This is a genomic window from Methylobacterium sp. 4-46 (assembly GCF_000019365.1).
Lineage (GTDB): Bacteria > Pseudomonadota > Alphaproteobacteria > Rhizobiales > Beijerinckiaceae > Methylobacterium.
Genome location: NC_010511.1, coordinates 5953611 through 5970917 on the forward strand (window position 1 = coordinate 5953611; position 17307 = coordinate 5970917).

Here is a 17307-nt window from a genome sequence, read left to right on the forward strand (position 1 = left end):
GTGGACAACGGTCTTCGCGACGCGGCCGCCTGCGGCACGGCGCGCGCCACGTCCTTGGTCGGCTTGCGCCGGAGGGCGCGGCGTCGCACGGTCCGGCCAGTGCGGACCGCTTGAGCCCGACCTATCTGGTTTATATGTGAACCATCTCGCTCCCGCGGGATGAGGGGCGCGAAGGAGGACGGGGATGGACTTGCCGGAACGCGAGGCGATGGACTTCGACGTGGTCGTCGTGGGGGCAGGCCCGGCGGGGCTCGCGACGGCGATCCACCTGAAGCAGCTCGCCGCCGAGGCCGGCACCGACGTGTCGGTGGTCGTGGTGGAGAAGGGCGGCGAGGTCGGCGCGCACATCCTCTCGGGCGCGGTGATCGACCCGATCGGACTCGACCGGCTGCTGCCGGATTGGCGCCAGGATCCCGACCGGCCGCTCAGGACCGAGGTCGTCAAGGACGAGTTCATGTTCCTGGGGCCGGCGGGCGGCATCAGCCTGCCGAACATCGCCTTCCCGCGGCTGATGTCCAACCACGGCAACTTCGTCGGGTCGCTCTCGAACGTCGCCAAGTATCTCGGCCGCAAGGCGGAGGAGCTCGGCGTCGAGATCTATCCGGGCTTCCCGGCCGCCGAGGTGCTGTTCGACGAGGCGGGCGCCGTGGTGGGGGTGGCGACCGGCGACCTCGGCGTCGCCAGGAGCGGCGAGCCGCGCGACGACTTCACCCGCGGCATGGAGCTGCGCGCCCGCTACACGGTCCTGGCCGAGGGCGCCCGCGGCTCGCTGACCAAGCGCGTCATCGACCGCTACAAGCTCAACCAGCACTCCGACCACCAGAAGTACGGGCTCGGGGTGAAGGAGCTCTGGCAGGTCAAGCCTGAGAAGTTCCGGCCCGGCCTCGTCCAGCACACGATGGGCTGGCCGCTGCCGAACCGGGCGGGCGGCGGCTCCTGGCTGTACCACTTCGACGACCACCTCGTCTCGGTGGGCTTCGTCACGCACCTGAACTACGAGAACCCGACCCTGTCGCCGTTCGAGGAGTTCCAGCGCTTCAAGACCCACCCGATGATCCGCGAGGTGTTCGAGGGCGCCAAGCGCATCGGCTACGGCGCCCGCGCGATCATGGAGGGCGGCTGGCAATCGGTGCCGAAGCTCGTCTTCCCGGGCGGCTGCCTCGTCGGCGACTCGGCGGGGTTCGTGAACGTGCCGCGCATCAAGGGCTCGCACAACGCGCTGCTGTCGGGGATCCTGGCCGCCAGGGCCCTGCACGAGGCCGTGGCGGCGGAGCGGCGCCAGGACGAGATCACCGCCTACGATCGGGGCTGGCGCGACAGCGAGATCGGCTACGACCTCAAGCGGGTGCGCAACGTCAAGCCGCTCTGGTCGAAGTACGGCACGCTGGTCGGGGTCGGGCTCGGCGGGATCGACATGTGGCTCAACGAGCTCGCCGGCCTGTCGCTGTTCGGCACGCTCGGCCACGGCAAGCCGGACTACGCCTGCACCAAGCCGCTCAAGGACGTCAAGCCGATCACCTATCCGCGCCCGGACGGGGTCCTGACCTTCGACCGGCTCTCCTCGGTCTACCTGTCGAACACCAACCACGAGGAGGACCAGCCGGTCCACCTCCAGGTCAAGGATCCTGAGCTGCAGAAGCGCTCGGAGCACGACGTCTTCGGCGGCCCCTCGGCCCGCTACTGCCCGGCCGGCGTCTACGAGTGGATCGAGGAGGGCGGCGCGCCACGCTACCAGATCAACGCGCAGAACTGCGTCCATTGCAAGACCTGCGATATCAAGGACCCGAACCAGAACATCGACTGGGTGACGCCGGAAGGTCCGGGCGGGCCGAACTACGTCAACATGTGACGGCGCGGCAGGCCGGCGCCGCGCGCCGGCCTTCCTCCGGCATCCCCGTCCCGGGCGCCTGCCGCCGACGCCGCGCCCGGGGACCGGCGGGCGCTCCGAGACCGCGCCCCTCCCGGCTCAGGAACTCCGCAGCACAGCCGCGATTACCGTCTGGTGCGCGCCTTGCTGGAACTCTGGGTTGAAGTCACGCTCCGCACCCCGCGCGGCCGTGTCCGGGAGGGACCCGATGCGATCCTCACGCCTGACCACCTACATCTTCATCGGCATGCTGCTCGGCATCGCGGTCGGCTACGCGTGCAGCATCACCTGGCCGGATCCGCAGACGTCGAAGGAGATATCGGGCTACATCTCCCTGATCAGTGACGTCTTCCTGCGGCTGATCAAGATGATCATCGCCCCGCTGGTGTTCTCGACGCTGGTGGTCGGCATCGCCCACATGGGCGATACGGCAGCGGTGGGCCGGGTCGGCGGCAAGGCGCTGCTGTGGTTCGTGGGCGCCTCGCTCTGCTCGCTGCTCCTCGGCCTCGTGATGGTGAACCTGCTGCGCCCCGGCGAGGCGCTCAACCTTCCGCTGCCGGATGCCGGGGCCTCGACCAACCTCAAGGCCGCCTCGCTCTCCCTGAAGGAATTCGTCACCCACCTGGTGCCGAAGAGCGCCGTCGAGGCGATGGCCAACAACGAGATCCTGCAGATCGTGGTCTTCTCGGTCTTCTTCGGGGTGGCGCTCGCGGCCCTCGGCGAGAAGGGCCACGCGCTCGCCCACGGGATCGAGGGCCTCGCCGACGTGATGCTGAAGATCACCGGCTACGTGATGATGTTCGCGCCGGTGGCGGTGTTCGCGGCCATCGCCGCCACCATCACCACCCAGGGCCTCGGCGTGCTCGTCACCTACGGCAAGTTCATGGTCGAGTTCTACCTCAGCCTCGCGGTGCTCTGGGGCCTGCTGGTGCTGGCCGGCTTCGCCCTGGTCGGCGGGGGCGGCATCCGGCGCCTGCTCGACCTGATCAAGGAGCCCTTCGTGCTCGCCTTCTCGACCGCGTCGAGCGAGGCGGCCTACCCCAAGACCCTCTCGAACCTCGAGCGCTTCGGGGTGCCCAACCGCATCACCAGCTTCGTGCTGCCGATGGGCTACTCGTTCAACCTCGACGGCTCGATGATGTACTGCACCTTCGCGGTCATGTTCATCGCGCAGGCCTACAACATCCCGCTCACGCTGAGCCAGCAGCTGACCATGCTGCTCCTGCTGATGGTGACCTCGAAGGGCATGGCGGGCGTGCCGCGCGCGTCGCTGGTGGTGATCTCGGCGACCCTCTCGACCTTCCAGATCCCGGAGGCGGGCCTGCTCCTGATCATCGGCATCGACCAGTTCCTCGACATGGGCCGCTCGGCCACCAACGTGCTCGGCAACAGCGTCGCCACGGTCGCGGTGGCCAAGTGGGAAGGCCAGCTCAGCCGGAGCGACCAGCGCCTCGACCGCGACGTCAGCCCGCTGCCCGAGCCGGCCGAGTGATCATGAGGAGGCTTCGCGCCCTCGCGCTGACGGCCCTCCTGGCCGGGGCGCTCGCCGCCGCGGCGCCGGCCCGCGCCGTCGAGGTGCTGACCGGGACCCTGCGGAAGGCGGCGACGAGCGGCGTCGTCGCGATCGGCTACCGCACGAGCTCGATCCCCTTCTCGTTCGTCGAGGAGGGGCGGGGCGAGGGGCGCCCGGTCGGCTACGCCATCGACCTCTGCCAGGAGATCGTCGACGAGATCGGCCGGGCGATCGGCCGCGACGACCTGCGGATCCGCTTCGTCCCGGTCACCTCGGAGAGCCGCATCCCGGCCCTGCTCTCGGGGGAGATCGACCTCGAATGCGGCTCGACCACCGCCAATGCCGAGCGGCGGCGCAGCGTCGCCTTCTCGCCCGTCACCTTCGTGAGCGCGACGACGCTCCTGGTGCCGCGGGGCTCGGCCATCGCCTCCTACCGCGACCTCGCCGGCAAGCGCGTCGTCGTCACGGCCGGGACCACCAACGAGACGGCGCTGCGCGCGCTCCTGGCGCGGCTCAGGCTCGACGCGCAGGTCCTGACCGGGCGCGACCACGCCGAGTCCTTCGCCCTGCTGCGGGAGGGGCGCGCCGACGCCTTCGCGCTCGACGACGTGCTCCTCTCCGGGCTGATCGCGGCGGCGGGCGAGGCGGGCCGGGGCTTCACGGTGCTGCCCGACAAGCTCTCCTTCGAGCCCTACGGCATCATGTTCCGGAAGGACGACCCGGCGCTCGCGGGCGTGGTCGACGCCGCCTTCGCGCGCCTCGCCGGCACCCGCGAGCTGCGCTGGCTCTACGAGCGGTGGTTCCTCAAGCGGCTGCCGAACGGCGCGCGGCTCAACCTGCCCATGTCGGAGGAACTGCGCACCAGCTTCCAGCTGCTCGGTCTCGAAGAGTGAGCGATCCGATCCCGCCCCGGTCGCCGCTCCCCCACGGTCATCCCTGTACAAGCGCGGGATCGCGTGCCACTCTTGTCGGGCCGGGTCCGCTCTCGGCACAGTCGATGACCTGCTCCGCCGATGTCTCACCGCCGGCGGAGCTTTTTTTGGGATGATTTGTTCGGCCGAATTGCCGGATTATCCCGGCCCGGACCGTCCCGGCTCGCGGCGCGCCAGCCAGGCCACCGCCTCGGCCCCGGCGAGCGGGGCCGGGTCCCAGCGCGCCGGGTGCTCGACCGCCTCGCGCAGCAGGCGCTTGTAGACCTGCCGCGGCACCTCGACGGCGCCGAACTGCGCGAGGTGGCTGGTCACGAATTGCGCGTCGAGGAGGCGGTAGCCGTCGCGCCTGAGCCGCGCGGCGAGGTGGACGAGGGCGATCTTCGAGGCGTCCCGGGCGAAGTGGAACATGCTCTCGCCGAAGAAGGCGCCCCCGAGCGCCACCCCGTAGAGCCCCCCGACGAGGCTGCGCGGCGTGCCGGCATAGACCTCGACCGTGTGGCAGTAGCCGAGGTCGAACAACTCGCCGTAGAGGGCGCGGATGCGGCCGTTGATCCAGGTGCGGGCGCTGTCGCGCCGCGGCGCCGCGCAGGCGGCGATCACCGCGTCGAAGTCGCGGTCGACCGCGACCTCGACGGCGTCGGAGCGCACCGTGCGGGCGAGCCGGCTCGACACGTGGAACCGGTCGAGGGGCATGATGCCCCGCTCGCGCGGCTCCACCCAGTAGATCGCCGGGTCGTCGGCGTCCTCGGCCATCGGGAAGATGCCCGCCGCGTAGGCCTTGAGCAGGATCTCGGGCGTGATCTCGACGAAGACGCTGCCGTGCATCGTGGGCTTCCGGTCGAGAGGAGGGGGCATTCTCCACGGGCCGGGCGGCCCTTGCAAATGGCCGCGGGCTCCGGCCCCGCAAGCGGGGCTCCGGCCCCGCCAGCGGGGGCTCCGGCCCCGCCAGCGGGGTCCCGCCCCGTCAGGCCACGTCGAGTCCGCCGGTCCTCAGGAATTCCTCCAGCCAGTGGATGTCGTACAACCCGTTCTGGATGTCGGGGTTGCGCACCAGGGTGCGGAACAGCGGCAGGGTGGTGTCGATCCCGTCCACCACGAACTCGTCGAGCGCCCGGCGCAGGCGCATCAGGCACTCGGTGCGGGTGCGGCCGTGGACGATGAGCTTGCCGACGAGGGAATCGTAGTGGGGCGGGATCCGGTAGCCCTGGAAGGCGGCGGAATCGACCCGCACGCCGAGCCCGCCCGGCGGGTGGAAATACGTGATCGTGCCGGGGGAGGGCCGGAAGGTCGCCGGGTGCTCCGCGTTGATGCGGCACTCGATGGCGTGGCCCTCGACCCGCACGTCCTCCTGGCGCAGGGACAGGGGCGCCCCGGCGGCGACCCGGATCTGCTCGTTCACGAGGTCGATCCCGGTGATCATCTCGGTGACCGGATGCTCGACCTGGATCCGGGTGTTCATCTCGATGAAGTAGAAGGCGCCGTCCTCGTACAGGAACTCGATCGTGCCGGCGCCCGTGTAGCCGAGCTCCTGCATGGCGCGGGCGCAGATGCTGCCGATCTGCTCGCGCATCTCGGGGTTGAGGGCCGGGGAGGGGCCCTCCTCCCAGACCTTCTGGTGCCGGCGCTGCAGGGAGCAGTCGCGCTCGGCGAGGTGGATCGCGCCGCCGCGCCCGTCGCCCAGCACCTGCACCTCGATGTGGCGCGGCTTCTCCAGGTACTTCTCGATGTAGACCGCGTCGTCGCCGAAGGCGGCCTTGGCCTCGATGCGGGCGGTGGCGAGGGCCGTCTCGAGGTCCTCCTCGCTGCGCGCCACCTTCATGCCGCGCCCGCCGCCCCCGGAGGCGGCCTTGATCAGGACCGGGTAGCCGATCTCGGCCGCGACGCGCCGCGCCTCGTCGGGGTCGGACACGCCGCCCTCGGAGCCCGGCACGCAGGGGATGCCGAGCCGGGTCGCCGTGCGCTTGGCCTCGATCTTGTCGCCCATCACCCGGATGTGCTCCGCCTTCGGGCCGATGAAGGCGATGCGGTGATGGCCGAGCACCTCGGCGAAGCGGGCATTCTCGGACAGGAAGCCGTAGCCCGGATGGACCGCGTCCGCCCCGGTGATCTCGCAGGCCGCGATGATCGACGGGATGTTGAGGTAGCTGTCGCGGGCGGGCGGCGGCCCGATGCAGACGCTCTCGTCGGCGAGCCGCACGTGCATGGCGTCCGCGTCGGCGGTGGAGTGCACGGCCACGGTCGCGATGCCGAGCTCCTTGGCGGCGCGCAGGACCCGCAGTGCGATCTCGCCCCGGTTCGCGATCAGGATCTTGTCGAACATCGGGGCGCCGTCACTCGATCACCAGCAGGGGCTCGCCGAACTCCACCGGCTGGCCGTCCTCGATGAAGACCGCCGTCACGGTGCCGGCCCGCGGCGCCACGATGTCGTTGAAGGTCTTCATGGCCTCGACCAGGAGGAGGCGCGCGCCGCTCTCCACCCGGGTTCCCACCTCCACGAAGGGCTTGGCCTCCGGCGAGGGCCGCCGGTAGGCGGTGCCGACCATCGGCGAGAGCACCGCGCCCGGATGGGCCGCGAGGGCCTTCGGGTCGGGCTCCGCGGCGGCCGGGACGGAGGCGGCCGGAAGGGGCGGCGCCGCGACGGGGGCGGGCGCGACCGCGACCGGCAGGTGGGCGGTCACCGCGGCGCGCTCGCGGGCGACGCGGATGCGCAGGTCGCCCTTCTCGACCTCGATCTCGGTCAGGTCGGTCTCGGCGATCAGGGTCGCGAGCTGGCGCACCAGGTCGGGATCGAACGGATCGTGCTTGGACATGCGCTGCAATCAATGGGTTGGCGAAAGGGCGCGCGGCGACCTCGCGCGGGCTGGCCGCGCGCCGCACCGGCGGCGGCCATGGCCGCCGCGAGCGCGCTCTTAGCCGATCGGGGGGGGACGGGATAGAGCGGAAGCGCGCCTCAGCAGGTCGCGTGGCCGCACTGGCGCACGCCCGCGATGGTCTTGCGGATCGGCTCGGCGCCGACCGCGCCCGGGATGATCTCCTCGCCGATGATGAAGGCCGGCGTGCCCGAGAGCCCGAGCTTGTCGCCGAGCCCGACATTCTCCTGCAGCGCGGCCTGCACCGCGGGGGCCTGCATGTCCTTCTGCAGGCGGGCGACGTCGAGGCCCATCTCCTTGGCCAGCGCGATGGCGCGGTCGCCGTTCACGCGGCCGGGGCTCTCCAGCAGCCTGGTGTGGTACTCGAACAGCTTGTCGCCCTTGAGCTGCTGCTTGACGGCCAGCGCCACCTTGCTCGCCTCGACCGAGTCGGGACCCAGCACCGGGAAGTCCTTCAGCACCACCCTCAGCTTCGGGTCGGCCTTCATCAGGGTCTGGATGTCGCCGAGCGCCCGCTTGCAGTAGCCGCAATTGTAATCGAAGAACTCGACCAGGGTGACGTCGCCGTTCGGGTTGCCGGCGACGTAGCTCGACGCGGCATCGTGCAGGACGTCGCGGGTCTCCTTGAGGGCGCTGGCCTGGGCCTGGCGCTGCGCCTCCTGCTGGCGCTTCTCCAGCTCGGTCATCGCCTCCTGCAGGATCTCGGGATTCTTCAGCAGGTAGTCGCGGATCACGCCCTCGATGGCCTGGCGCTGCGCGTCCGTCATCGGCGCCTCGGCGCGGGACGGGGCTGCGGCGATCGCGAGCGCCCCCGTGAGGGCGAGGGCGGGCAGGAGGCGGGGGAGGGGCAGCATCATCGTCCTCGTTGGGGTCTTCGTCCTTGGGCGCCCAGCGTCCTGCGTCGGACGGCTCCGTCGCGGACTCGCTCTACTGGCGTGGTTAGGCGGTTTCGCGGCGTGCGGCAAATCACGGTCGCGTCGCCGGGCCGGCGGGCGGAGTTGCGCGGCCGCGCGCCAACGCCCTATCTGCCCGGATCGCCTCCCCGGCGCGCCCCCGGCGGCCGGTGCGGGGCGCCCCACCACCCGGACCGCCCATGCCCAGCGATTCCCTCCTCTCCCGCCGCGCCGCGCGGGTCGCCCCGTTCCTGGCCATGGACGTGCTCGCCGCCGCCGCCGTGAAGGAGCGGCGCGGCGAGGCGGTGGTGCACATGGAGGTCGGCCAGCCCTCCGCGCCCGCGCCGCGTCCCGCGATCCTGGCCGCGCAGGCCGCCCTCGCGCAGGGCCGCATCCCCTACACGGAGGCGCTCGGCATCGCCCCCCTGCGCGAGCGCATCGCCCGCCACTACGCGGAGACCTACGGGGTGTCGGTGCCGCCCGAGCGGGTCGTGGTGACCACGGGCTCCTCGGCGGGCTTCGTCCTCGCCTTCCTGGCGCTGTTCGACGCGGGCGGGCGCGTCGCCATCACGGCGCCGGGCTACCCGGCCTATCGCAGCATCCTGGAGGCCCTCGACCTCGCGCCGGTGGCGCTGCGCCTGCGGGCGGAGGACGGGTTCGTGCCGACGGCCGCCATGGTGCGGGAGGCCCACGCGGCGCAGCCCCTCTCCGGCCTCCTGGTGATGAGCCCGGCCAATCCGTCGGGCACCATGATCGACCCGGTCCACCTCGCCGAACTCGGCCGCACCTGCCGGGCGCTCGGCCTCGCCTTCGTGTCCGACGAGATCTACCACGGCCTCACCTACGGGGTCCCGGCCGCGACCGCGCTCCGGAGCGACCCGGACGCGGTGATCATCAATTCCTTCTCGAAGTATTATTGCATGACCGGCTGGCGGATCGGCTGGATGGTGGTGCCGGACGCCCTGGTGCGGCCGATCGAGCGGCTGGCGCAGAACCTCTACATCTCGGCGCCCTACCTGTCGCAGGTGGCGGCGCTCGCGGCCTTCGACGCCACCGAGGAGCTGGAGGCGGTCAAGGCCGACTACGCCCGGGCGCGGGCGCTCCTCCTCAACGAGCTGCCCGGCCTCGGCCTCGGCGACGCGCATCCGGCGGACGGCGCCTTCTACCTCTACGCGGACGTGGCGCGGCTCACCAACGATGCCGGCGCCTTCTGCCGCCGCATGCTCGACCAAGCGGGCGTCGCCGCCACCCCGGGGCTCGACTTCGATCCCGCCGAGGGCCACCACTACCTGCGCTTCTCCTTCGCGGGCGGGGAGCGGGAGGCGCACGAGGCGGTGCGGCGGCTGCGGGCCTGGCTCGCCTGAGGGGCCCGGAGGCCCTCCCGCCCGGGACCGCCCTCAGACCCAGGCGCCGCGCGCGTCCTCCGCCGCCCCGCGGATGGCCGCGATGTTGGCCGCGTAGGCGTCGCGCCCGCCCCGGAAGGTGGCGGACCCCGCCACCAGGGCGTTGGCGCCCGCCCGCACGACGGCCGGCGCCGTCTCGGCCGTGACCCCGCCGTCGACCTCGATGTCGATCGCCCGCCCGCCCGCCATGGCGCGCACCCGCGCCACGGTCTCGCAGACCGAGCCGATGAAGCTCTGGCCGCCGAAGCCCGGATTGACGGTCATGCACAGGACGAGGTCGGCCAAGTCGAGGAGCGGCTCGACCAGGCTCGCCGGCGAGCCGGGGTTGATCGCCACGCCCGCCCGCTTGCCGAGCGCGCGGATCGTCTGGAGGGAGCGGTGAATGTGCGGCCCCGCCTCGGCATGGACCGTGATCGTGTCGGCGCCGGCCCCGGCGAAGGCTTCGAGGTAGGGATCGGCCGGGGCGATCATCAGGTGGACGTCGAAGGGCGCCCGCGTGTGCGGGCGCAGGGCCCGGACCACGTCCGGGCCGATCGTGATGTTGGGCACGAAGTGGCCGTCCATCACGTCGACGTGGATCCAGTCGGCCCCGGCCGCGACGACGTCGCGGATCTCCTCGCCGAGCCGGGCGAAATCGGCCGAGAGGATCGACGGGGCGATCACGAGGGGGCGGGTCATGGCGGAACCTCCGGCAGGGCCTCCCGAACGCCGAAAGGCCAGGGTCTCGGACAACCCCGGCTCGGCCGATCGCGGTGGAGGGGAACGGGCGTCGGCGCCTCAGCGCCGGCGGAACTGGCTGCCGCCGCGGAAGGGCGGGCGCGGGCCGGAGGAGCGCTCGTCCTTGTGGCGGAACACGAGGCGGCCCTTCTCCAGGTCGTAGGGCGACATCTCGACGGTGACGCGGTCGCCGGCCAGAGTCTTGATGCGGTTCTTCTTCATCTTGCCGGCCGTGTAGGCCACGATCTCGTGACCCTGGTCGAGCTGCACGCGGTAGCGCGCGTCCGGCAGGATCTCCAGCACGAGACCCTCGAACTGCATCAACTCTTCCTTCGCCATCCACACTCTCCGCCCGGCAGCCGTCGCGGGCGGCGTCCCGGGATGCGTATCGATCCAATCCAGCGCGAGCGGTCGAGGCTTAAGGAGCACGGCGGGAGGGCCCGGGGGCTTTGAGTCCGTCGAACGCGAGAGTGCATGTAAGGTCGGCCGGAGGACGGCGCAAGCCGCACCGGTGGCGAAGTCCACCGATCGTGAGAAAATGGAGCCCGGCGCCGCGGGGCGCCGGGCTCGCTGGCCGGGCCGGAGCCGCCCCTGCTTACTGGGTCAGCTCGTTGCCGGTGTAGTCGATCCGGCCGTCGGCGGCCTTCTTCCAGACGTACATGACGTAGTCGGGACGGGTGATGTCGCCCTTCTTGTCGTAGGCGATGTCGCCGATCACGGTCTTGAACGGCTTGCCGGAATGCATGATCTCGGCGACCTTCTTGCTGTCGGTCGACTTCGCCTCCTCCATGGCGGCCTTCAGGATCTGGAAGGCGGCGTAGGAGTAGAGGGTGTAGGCCTCCGGATCGATGTTCTTGGCCTTGAAGGCCGCGACCACGTCCTTGGCGTTGGGGTTCTTGCGCGCGTCGGGCGAGAAGGTCATCAGGGTGCCGTCCGCGCCGGGCCCGGCGATCTGGGCGAATTCCTTGTCGGTGATGCCGTCACCGCTCATCAGCGGGACGTTGAGGCCTTGGTCGTGCATCTGGCGCACGATCAGGCCGGCCTCGGGATGCAGGCCGCCGAAATAGACCACGTCGGTCTTGGCCTGCTTCAACTTCGACACCAGGGCCGAGTAGTCCTTCTCGCCCGGGTTGATGCCCTCGAACAGCACGTCCTTGCCGCCCTTGGCCTTGAGGGCCTTGAGGGTCTCGTCGGCGAGCCCGCGGCCGTAGGGCGTCTTGTCGTGCACGAAGGCGACGTTCTTGCCCTTGAAGTGGCTGGCCAGGTAGGCGCCCGCCACCGCGCCCTGCTGGTCGTCGCGGCCGCAGGTCCGGAACGTGTTCCAGAGCTTGCGATCGGTGAATTTCGGGTTGGTCGAGGCCGGGGTGATCTGGACGATGCCGGATTCCGCGTAGACCTCCGAGGCCGGGATCGAGACGCCGGAGTTGAAGTGGCCCACGACCGCCTTCACGCCCTCGGCGGCGAACTTGTTGGCGACCGAGACGCCCTGCTTGGGATCGGAGGCGTCGTCGCCGTCGACCAGCACGATCTTCTGGCCCAGGATGCCGCCCGCCTTGTTGATGTCCTCCACGGCCTGGACGGCGCCGTTCTTGAGCTGGGCCCCGAAGGCCGCGTTGGCGCCCGTGATGGGACCCGCGACCGCGATCTTGATCTGCGCCTGGGCCGAGCCCGCGAAGGCGAGACCGGCGGCCACAACGAGGCCGGGCAACAGCATGCGTTTCATCGTGGACTCCTCTGGATCGGACCTGTCCGCGTCTTGGGCCGTCTCGGCTTGGGCCGTTTCGGCGCGAGCCGAGCCGGTTCGGGCCGTCTCGGCCGGTGAACCGGGGGCGATCCCCGGACCTCGTGCGCGCGGGCGGGGCGGCTCATGCCCCCGCGCCCGGCTTCTCGCGCCAGCTCAGGGGGCCGGTGCGCTCGTAGAGCCAGCGATACTGGGTCGTCATCTGCCGGGCGCGGGTGGCGCGGTAGCCGGCCGAGCCGACGACCAGCAGCACGAGCGTGTCCACCGCGTAGTAGTGCGGCGACAGGAGCGTGCCCTCGAACAGGGCGAAGTGGATGAAGCGCACCGCGGCGCCGAGGAGCAGGAGCCCCAGCACCGCCTGCCAGTAGGGCCGCCAGCCGAGGGCGATGCCCCGCGCCAGCATCCAGGCGGCCCAGCCGCCCATCAGCACCGTGACGAGCAGGAAGAGCCAGACCGTGCTCTCCTCGTAGAGGATGCCCTGCATCAGTGCCGGCCCCCCTCGAGATAGGCCGCCTTCACGGAAGGATCGTTCAGGAGGTCCTGGCCGGTGCCGCTCATCGTGATGGTCCCGGTCACCATGACGTAGCCGCGATGGGCGAGCTTCAGCGCGTGGTAGGCGTTCTGCTCGACCAGGAACACGGTCATGCCGTCGCGCTCGTTGAGATCCTTGATGACCGAGAAGATCTGCTTGACGATGAGCGGGGCCAGCCCGAGCGAGGGCTCGTCGAGCAGCAGCAGCCGCGGCCGGCTCATCAGCGCGCGGGCGATGGCGAGCATCTGCTGCTCGCCCCCCGACATGGTGCCGCCGCGCTGGTGCAGGCGCTCCTTCAGGCGCGGGAAGAGGGCGCAGACCCGCTCCAGGTCCTGCGCGAAATGGGCGCCGCCATTCACCGCCGCGCCCATCTGCAGGTTCTCGTAGACGGTCATGCGCGGGAAGATGCGCCGGCCCTCGGGCGATTGCGCGAGGTTGAGGCGGGCGATCTCGTGGGTCGGCATCCGCGTGATGTCCTGGCCCGCATAGGTGATCGTGCCCTCGCGCGCCCGCGGATTGCCGAAGATCGTCATCATCAGGGTGGACTTGCCGGCCCCGTTCGCCCCGATCAGCGTGACGATCTCGCCCTCGGCGACGTCGAGGTCGACGCCCTTGAGCGCGATGATGTTGCCGTAATAGGTCTTCACGCCCCGCACGCTGAGCAGGGTCGGGCGGGCGCCGGCCACCCGGGCGCGCAGGTCGTGCTTGCGCAGGGGCTCGGCGGTCATGGCGTCGCCCTCGCGGCGGCGAGCCCCGCACCGATGAGCAGGCCGCCGCCGACCCGGTGGAACAGGCGCACCCGCGCGGGGGCGGCGAAGAGCCCGCGCGCCCGCGCCGCCAGCAGGGCGTAGCCGAGCGCGTTGAGGAAGGCGAGGACGACGAAGATCGTCTCGAAGGCCGCCATCTGGGTCAAGAGGTCCCCTCGCGGATCGAGGAACTGGGGCAGGAAGGCGATGAAGAAGGTCAGGCTCTTCGGGTTGAGCGCGGTCACCAGCCAGGCATGGGCCGCCATCCTGGCGGGCGGCACCGCCGCCCGCCCCGGCGACACCGCCGCCCGCACCGGCGGCACCGCCGCCCGCCCCGGCGACACCGCCGCCCGCACCGGCGGCACCGCCGCCCGCACCGGCGACACCGCCGCCCGCACCGGCGGCGCGTCGAGGCGCCCGCCGGCCCGCCACAGCCGCACCCCGAGCCAGATCAGGTAGGCGGCCCCGAGCCACTTCAGCGCCGTGAACAGGGTCGCGGAGGCGGCCAGCAGGGCGCCGAGGCCCAGCATCGACAGGGTCATGGCGGTGAGGTCGCCGAGGGCGACCCCGGTCGCGGCCGGCAGGGCCACCCGCATCCCCCCGCCGAGCGCGTAGGAGACGACGAGCAGGATGGTCGGGCCGGGGATCGCCAGCAGGATCGCGGAGGCCGCCGCGAAGCCCGCCAGGGTCTCGAGCGTCATACGCCCACCTCCGCCTCGACCGCCTCGACCTCCTCGTCCTCGACGCCCAGATAGGCGGCGATGACGCTCTGGTCGCTCTGCACCTCGGCCGGGGTGCCGTCCGCGATCTTGGTGCCGTAATCGAGCACCACGACGTGGTCGGAGATCTCCATCACCACCGACATGTCGTGCTCGATCAGGAGCACCGAGGTGTCGTACTCGTCCCGGATCGCCCGCAGGAGGCCGTTGAGCTCGAGCGACTCGCGCGGGTTGAGCCCGGCGGCGGGCTCGTCGAGGCAGAGCAGGACCGGGTCCGTGCACATCGCCCGGGCGATCTCCAGCCGGCGCTGGTCGCCGTAGGGGAGGTCGCCCGCCGGGTCGTCCGCCCGGTGCAGGAGGTTGATGCGGGTCAGCCACTCCACCGCCCGCGCCACCGCCGCCGCCTGGGCCGCGCGGTAGACCGGCAGCCCGAGCAGGCCCGCGATCGAGAAGCCCGAGGCCCGCATCAGCCGGTTGTGCTGGGCGACGAGCAGGTTCTCCAGCACCGTCATGCCGGTGAACAGGCGGATGTTCTGGAAGGTGCGGGCGACCCGCGCCCGGCGGTTGACCGCGTAGCCGGGCAGGCGCTCCAGCAGGTCCTTCGACCCGTCCCGGTGGCGCAGGGTGATCATGCCCTCGGTCGGCTTGTAGAAGCCGGTGATGCAGTTGAACACGGTGGTCTTGCCGGCGCCGTTCGGGCCGATCAGGCCGGTGATGTCGCCGCGCCCGACCACGAAGGAGAGGTCGTTGACGGCGACGAGGCCGCCGAAGCGCATGGTCAGGTGCTCGACCGTGAGCACCGGGTCGGCGAGGCGGGGGGAGGCGAGGGCGGACATCAGCCGTGCCCCTCCTTCACGAGGGAGCCCGCGATGGCCTTTCGCTCCTTCAGCACCACGGAGGGCGCCCGCTCCGAGATCAGGCCGCGCGGCCGCCAGATCATCATCAGCACCATGGCGAGGCCGAACAGCAGCAGGCGGTACTCGCTCGGGTCGAAGCCCTCGCCGAACACGGCCTTGAGGAAGCCGAGGTTGCGCAGCAATTCGGGCCCCGCCACCATCGCCACGGCCGCGATGGCCACGCCGATCTGCGAGCCCATCCCGCCCAGCACCACGATGGCGAGGATGATGGCGCTCTCCAGGAAGTTGAAGCTCTCGGGGCTCACGAAGCCCTGCCGCACCGCGAAGAACGAGCCCGCGAAGCCGCCGAACATCGCCCCGAGCGCGAAGGCGGTGAGCTTGGTGTTGGTGGTGTTGATGCCCAGCGAGCGGCAGGCGATCTCGTCCTCCCGCAGGGCCTCCCAGGCCCGGCCGAGGGGCAGGCGGCGCATGCGCAGCGTCACCCCGTTGGTGAGGAGCGCGAGCGCCAGGATCAGGTAGTAGAGGAACACCACCCGGTGCATCGGGCTGAAGGCGATCCCGAGCGTCGCGGCGAAGCCGTCCTCGTCCGCCGAGAAGGGCAGCCCGAAGAACGTGACCCGCGGGATCGACGAGATGCCGGCGGCGCCGCCCGAAAAGTCCGTCCAGTTGATCAGGACGAGGCGGATAATCTCCCCGAAGGCGAGGGTCACGATGGCGAGGTAGTCGCCGCGCAGCCGCAGCACCGGGAAGCCGAGCAGCATGCCCCAGCAGGCGGCGAGCAGGCCGGCCAGCGGCAGGCAGATCCAGAAGGAGAAGCCGAAGGTCGTCGAGAGCAGGGCGTAGGTGTAGGCGCCCACCGCGTAGAAGGCGACGTAGCCGAGGTCGAGCAGCCCGGCGAGCCCCACCACGATGTTGAGCCCCCAGCCCAGCATCACGTAGGTGAGCACCAGGATGGCGAGGTCGATCCAGTAGCGCGATTCGTTGAGCCCGCCGGTGCCGAGCACCGCCAGGAGCGGCAGCGCCAGGGCGACGCCCAGGAAGGCCGGCAGGGCGAGGCCCCTGATCCTCTGGGCGGCGTTCGGGGCCGCGCCGACCGCCTCGGTCGCCTGCCGGGGCGAGGGCGTGAGCGCCCGGCGGGCCTCGCGGTTGGCGAGCACGACCCGCTGGGCGATGCGCCCGACGAAGACGAGGCCGCACAGGAGCGCCACCAGGCCCCAGCGGGGCGTCAGGTAGAGGCCGCCGGTCTCGCCGCCGAGCGCGGTGCGGTAGCTGACCACCGGCACGCAGAGGCCGAGGGTCACGAGGGCGAACAGGGCCGCATCCTTGACGATGCCGGCCACGTCGAGGCCGGGGCGGGCGGCGCCGGAGCCGGCCGCCAGGGCGGGAGCGGGGGCGGGGGCGCTCATCAGACCTTCTCGACCTCGGGCCGTCCGAGGATGCCGGAGGGCATGAAGATGAGCACGATGGCGAGGATCGAGAAAGCCGCCACGTCCTTGTACTCGATCGAGAAGTAGGCCGACCAGAAGGTCTCGATGAGCCCGATGATCAGCCCGCCCAGAACCGCCCCCGGCAGGCTGCCGATGCCGCCGAGCACCGCGGCCGTGAAGGCCTTCACGCCGGGCACGAACCCGTCCGAGAAGGACAGGACCCCGTAATAGAGCAGGTACATGGTCCCGGCGACCGCCGCGAGCGCCGCCCCGAGCACGAAGGTGAGCGAGATGGTGCGGTCGACGTCGATGCCGAGGAGCGAGGCCATCTTGCGGTCCTGCTCGCAGGCGCGCTGGGCGCGCCCGAGGGACGTGTGCTGCACGAGGTACCAGAAGCCGGCGAGCAGGATCGCGGTCACCGCCATGATCAGGATCTGCTTGTAGGAGAGGGCGACCGCGTAGCCGTTCTCGCCCGTCCACAGCACGATCACGTCGCGCAGCATCGGGGGGGTCGGCTTGTTGCGCGCACCCTGCACCACCTGCACGAAGTTCGACAGGAAGATCGAGACGCCGATGGCCGAGATCAGGGGGGCGAGGCGGAACGAGCCGCGCAGGGGCTGGTAGGCGATCCGCTCGATCGCCCAGCCCCACAGGGCGGTGAGCGCCATCGCGACGATCATCACCAGGATGAGGGCCACCACCACCGACCCGATGCCGAGCACCGTGGTCAGGAGCAGGAAGGCGATCAGCGCGATGAAGGCCGAGAGCATGAACACGTCGCCGTGCGCGAAGTTGATCATGCCGATGATGCCGAAGACCATCGTGTAGCCGATGGCGATGAGGCCGTAGATGGACCCCAGCGTCAGCCCGTTGATGAGCTGCTGCGCGAACACCTCCATGCGGATGCGATCTCCAACCCGGACCCGCGGACCTTGCGCGTCGCGGCCCTGCCTTCCGAGAGCCCGCCCCCGATGTCCGGGTGACGGGCGGTCCTTGGCAAAATCCTTAGCAAGCGCCGCACCACTCCACAATCGGGCGGAGGCGGGCGCGGGATCGGGAGCCGTCGGGGCACCGGCTCGCGGCACCGGCT

17 protein-coding genes are annotated in these 17307 nt (G+C 71.2%); 4 read left to right on the forward strand and 13 right to left on the reverse strand.

The window, feature by feature from the left end; all coding sequences use genetic code 11:
• Positions 1–184 precede the first annotated feature (184 nt).
• The 3 genes from M446_RS26185 to M446_RS26195 all read left to right on the forward strand — a co-directional run bounded on the left by M446_RS26185 (position 185) and on the right by M446_RS26195 (position 4273).
• Positions 185–1849, forward strand: a complete 1665-nt coding sequence (locus M446_RS26185; RefSeq protein ID WP_012335122.1) for an electron transfer flavoprotein-ubiquinone oxidoreductase — start codon at positions 185–187, stop codon at positions 1847–1849.
• Positions 1850–2075: 226 nt separating this feature from the next.
• Complete coding sequence (locus M446_RS26190; RefSeq protein ID WP_012335123.1) at positions 2076–3359, forward strand: dicarboxylate/amino acid:cation symporter; 1284 nt, start codon at positions 2076–2078, stop codon at positions 3357–3359.
• 2 nt (positions 3360–3361) lie between these two features.
• Positions 3362–4273, forward strand: coding sequence for an amino acid ABC transporter substrate-binding protein (locus M446_RS26195; protein ID WP_198293015.1), 912 nt, complete (start codon positions 3362–3364; stop codon positions 4271–4273).
• A gap of 177 nt (positions 4274–4450) precedes the next feature.
• Here M446_RS26195 and aat read toward each other — a convergent pair whose 3' ends face one another.
• The 4 genes from aat to M446_RS26215 form a co-directional block, all read right to left on the reverse strand.
• Positions 4451–5137, reverse strand: a complete 687-nt coding sequence (gene aat / locus M446_RS26200; RefSeq protein ID WP_012335125.1) for a leucyl/phenylalanyl-tRNA--protein transferase — start codon at positions 5135–5137, stop codon at positions 4451–4453.
• Between the two features lie 139 nt (positions 5138–5276).
• The gene (gene accC / locus M446_RS26205) at positions 5277–6632 is read right to left on the reverse strand and encodes an acetyl-CoA carboxylase biotin carboxylase subunit (RefSeq protein ID WP_012335126.1); all 1356 of its coding nucleotides are present in this window, start codon (positions 6630–6632) and stop codon (positions 5277–5279) included.
• 10 nt (positions 6633–6642) lie between these two features.
• On the reverse strand, positions 6643–7122 hold the full coding sequence (gene accB, locus M446_RS26210; protein ID WP_012335127.1) for an acetyl-CoA carboxylase biotin carboxyl carrier protein: 480 nt from the start codon (positions 7120–7122) through the stop codon (positions 6643–6645).
• Between the two features lie 140 nt (positions 7123–7262).
• Positions 7263–8036 carry a DsbA family protein gene (locus M446_RS26215; protein ID WP_012335128.1) on the reverse strand — a complete coding sequence of 258 codons (774 nt, stop codon included), beginning with the start codon at positions 8034–8036 and terminating at the stop codon, positions 7263–7265.
• 239 nt (positions 8037–8275) lie between these two features.
• Here M446_RS26215 and M446_RS26220 point away from each other — a divergent pair, with 239 nt between their 5' ends.
• Positions 8276–9439 carry a pyridoxal phosphate-dependent aminotransferase gene (locus tag M446_RS26220; RefSeq protein WP_012335129.1) on the forward strand — a complete coding sequence of 388 codons (1164 nt, stop codon included), beginning with the start codon at positions 8276–8278 and terminating at the stop codon, positions 9437–9439.
• Between the two features lie 33 nt (positions 9440–9472).
• On the opposite strand, the gene rpe is transcribed toward M446_RS26220, so the two are convergent.
• The 9 genes from rpe to M446_RS26265 all read right to left on the reverse strand — a co-directional run bounded on the left by rpe (position 9473) and on the right by M446_RS26265 (position 17116).
• The gene (gene rpe / locus M446_RS26225) at positions 9473–10156 is read right to left on the reverse strand and encodes a ribulose-phosphate 3-epimerase (RefSeq protein WP_012335130.1); all 684 of its coding nucleotides are present in this window, start codon (positions 10154–10156) and stop codon (positions 9473–9475) included.
• Positions 10157–10255: 99 nt separating this feature from the next.
• On the reverse strand, positions 10256–10534 hold the full coding sequence (gene infA, locus M446_RS26230) for a translation initiation factor IF-1 (protein ID WP_012335131.1): 279 nt from the start codon (positions 10532–10534) through the stop codon (positions 10256–10258).
• A 256-nt stretch (positions 10535–10790) separates the two neighbouring features.
• Positions 10791–11918, reverse strand: coding sequence for a branched-chain amino acid ABC transporter substrate-binding protein (locus M446_RS26235; RefSeq protein WP_210161166.1), 1128 nt, complete (start codon positions 11916–11918; stop codon positions 10791–10793).
• A 142-nt stretch (positions 11919–12060) separates the two neighbouring features.
• A complete protein-coding gene (locus tag M446_RS26240) occupies positions 12061–12420 on the reverse strand; it encodes a DUF6867 family protein (RefSeq protein WP_012335133.1) in 360 nt (119 codons plus the stop codon).
• A complete protein-coding gene (locus tag M446_RS26245) occupies positions 12420–13196 on the reverse strand; it encodes an ABC transporter ATP-binding protein (protein WP_012335134.1) in 777 nt (258 codons plus the stop codon). Before M446_RS26245 ends, M446_RS26240 begins: the two co-directional genes overlap by 1 nt.
• The gene (locus M446_RS26250; RefSeq protein WP_012335135.1) at positions 13193–13915 is read right to left on the reverse strand and encodes a LysE family translocator; all 723 of its coding nucleotides are present in this window, start codon (positions 13913–13915) and stop codon (positions 13193–13195) included. Before M446_RS26250 ends, M446_RS26245 begins: the two co-directional genes overlap by 4 nt.
• Positions 13912–14769: an ABC transporter ATP-binding protein gene (locus tag M446_RS26255; protein WP_012335136.1), complete on the reverse strand. Its 858-nt coding sequence runs from the start codon at positions 14767–14769 to the stop codon at positions 13912–13914. The genes M446_RS26250 and M446_RS26255 overlap by 4 nt, the downstream gene beginning before the upstream one ends.
• The gene (gene livM, locus M446_RS26260; protein WP_012335137.1) at positions 14769–16196 is read right to left on the reverse strand and encodes a high-affinity branched-chain amino acid ABC transporter permease LivM; all 1428 of its coding nucleotides are present in this window, start codon (positions 16194–16196) and stop codon (positions 14769–14771) included. The genes M446_RS26255 and livM overlap by 1 nt, the downstream gene beginning before the upstream one ends.
• Complete coding sequence (locus tag M446_RS26265; RefSeq protein ID WP_012335138.1) at positions 16196–17116, reverse strand: branched-chain amino acid ABC transporter permease; 921 nt, start codon at positions 17114–17116, stop codon at positions 16196–16198. The genes livM and M446_RS26265 overlap by 1 nt, the downstream gene beginning before the upstream one ends.
• Between the last annotated feature and the right edge of the window lie 191 nt (positions 17117–17307).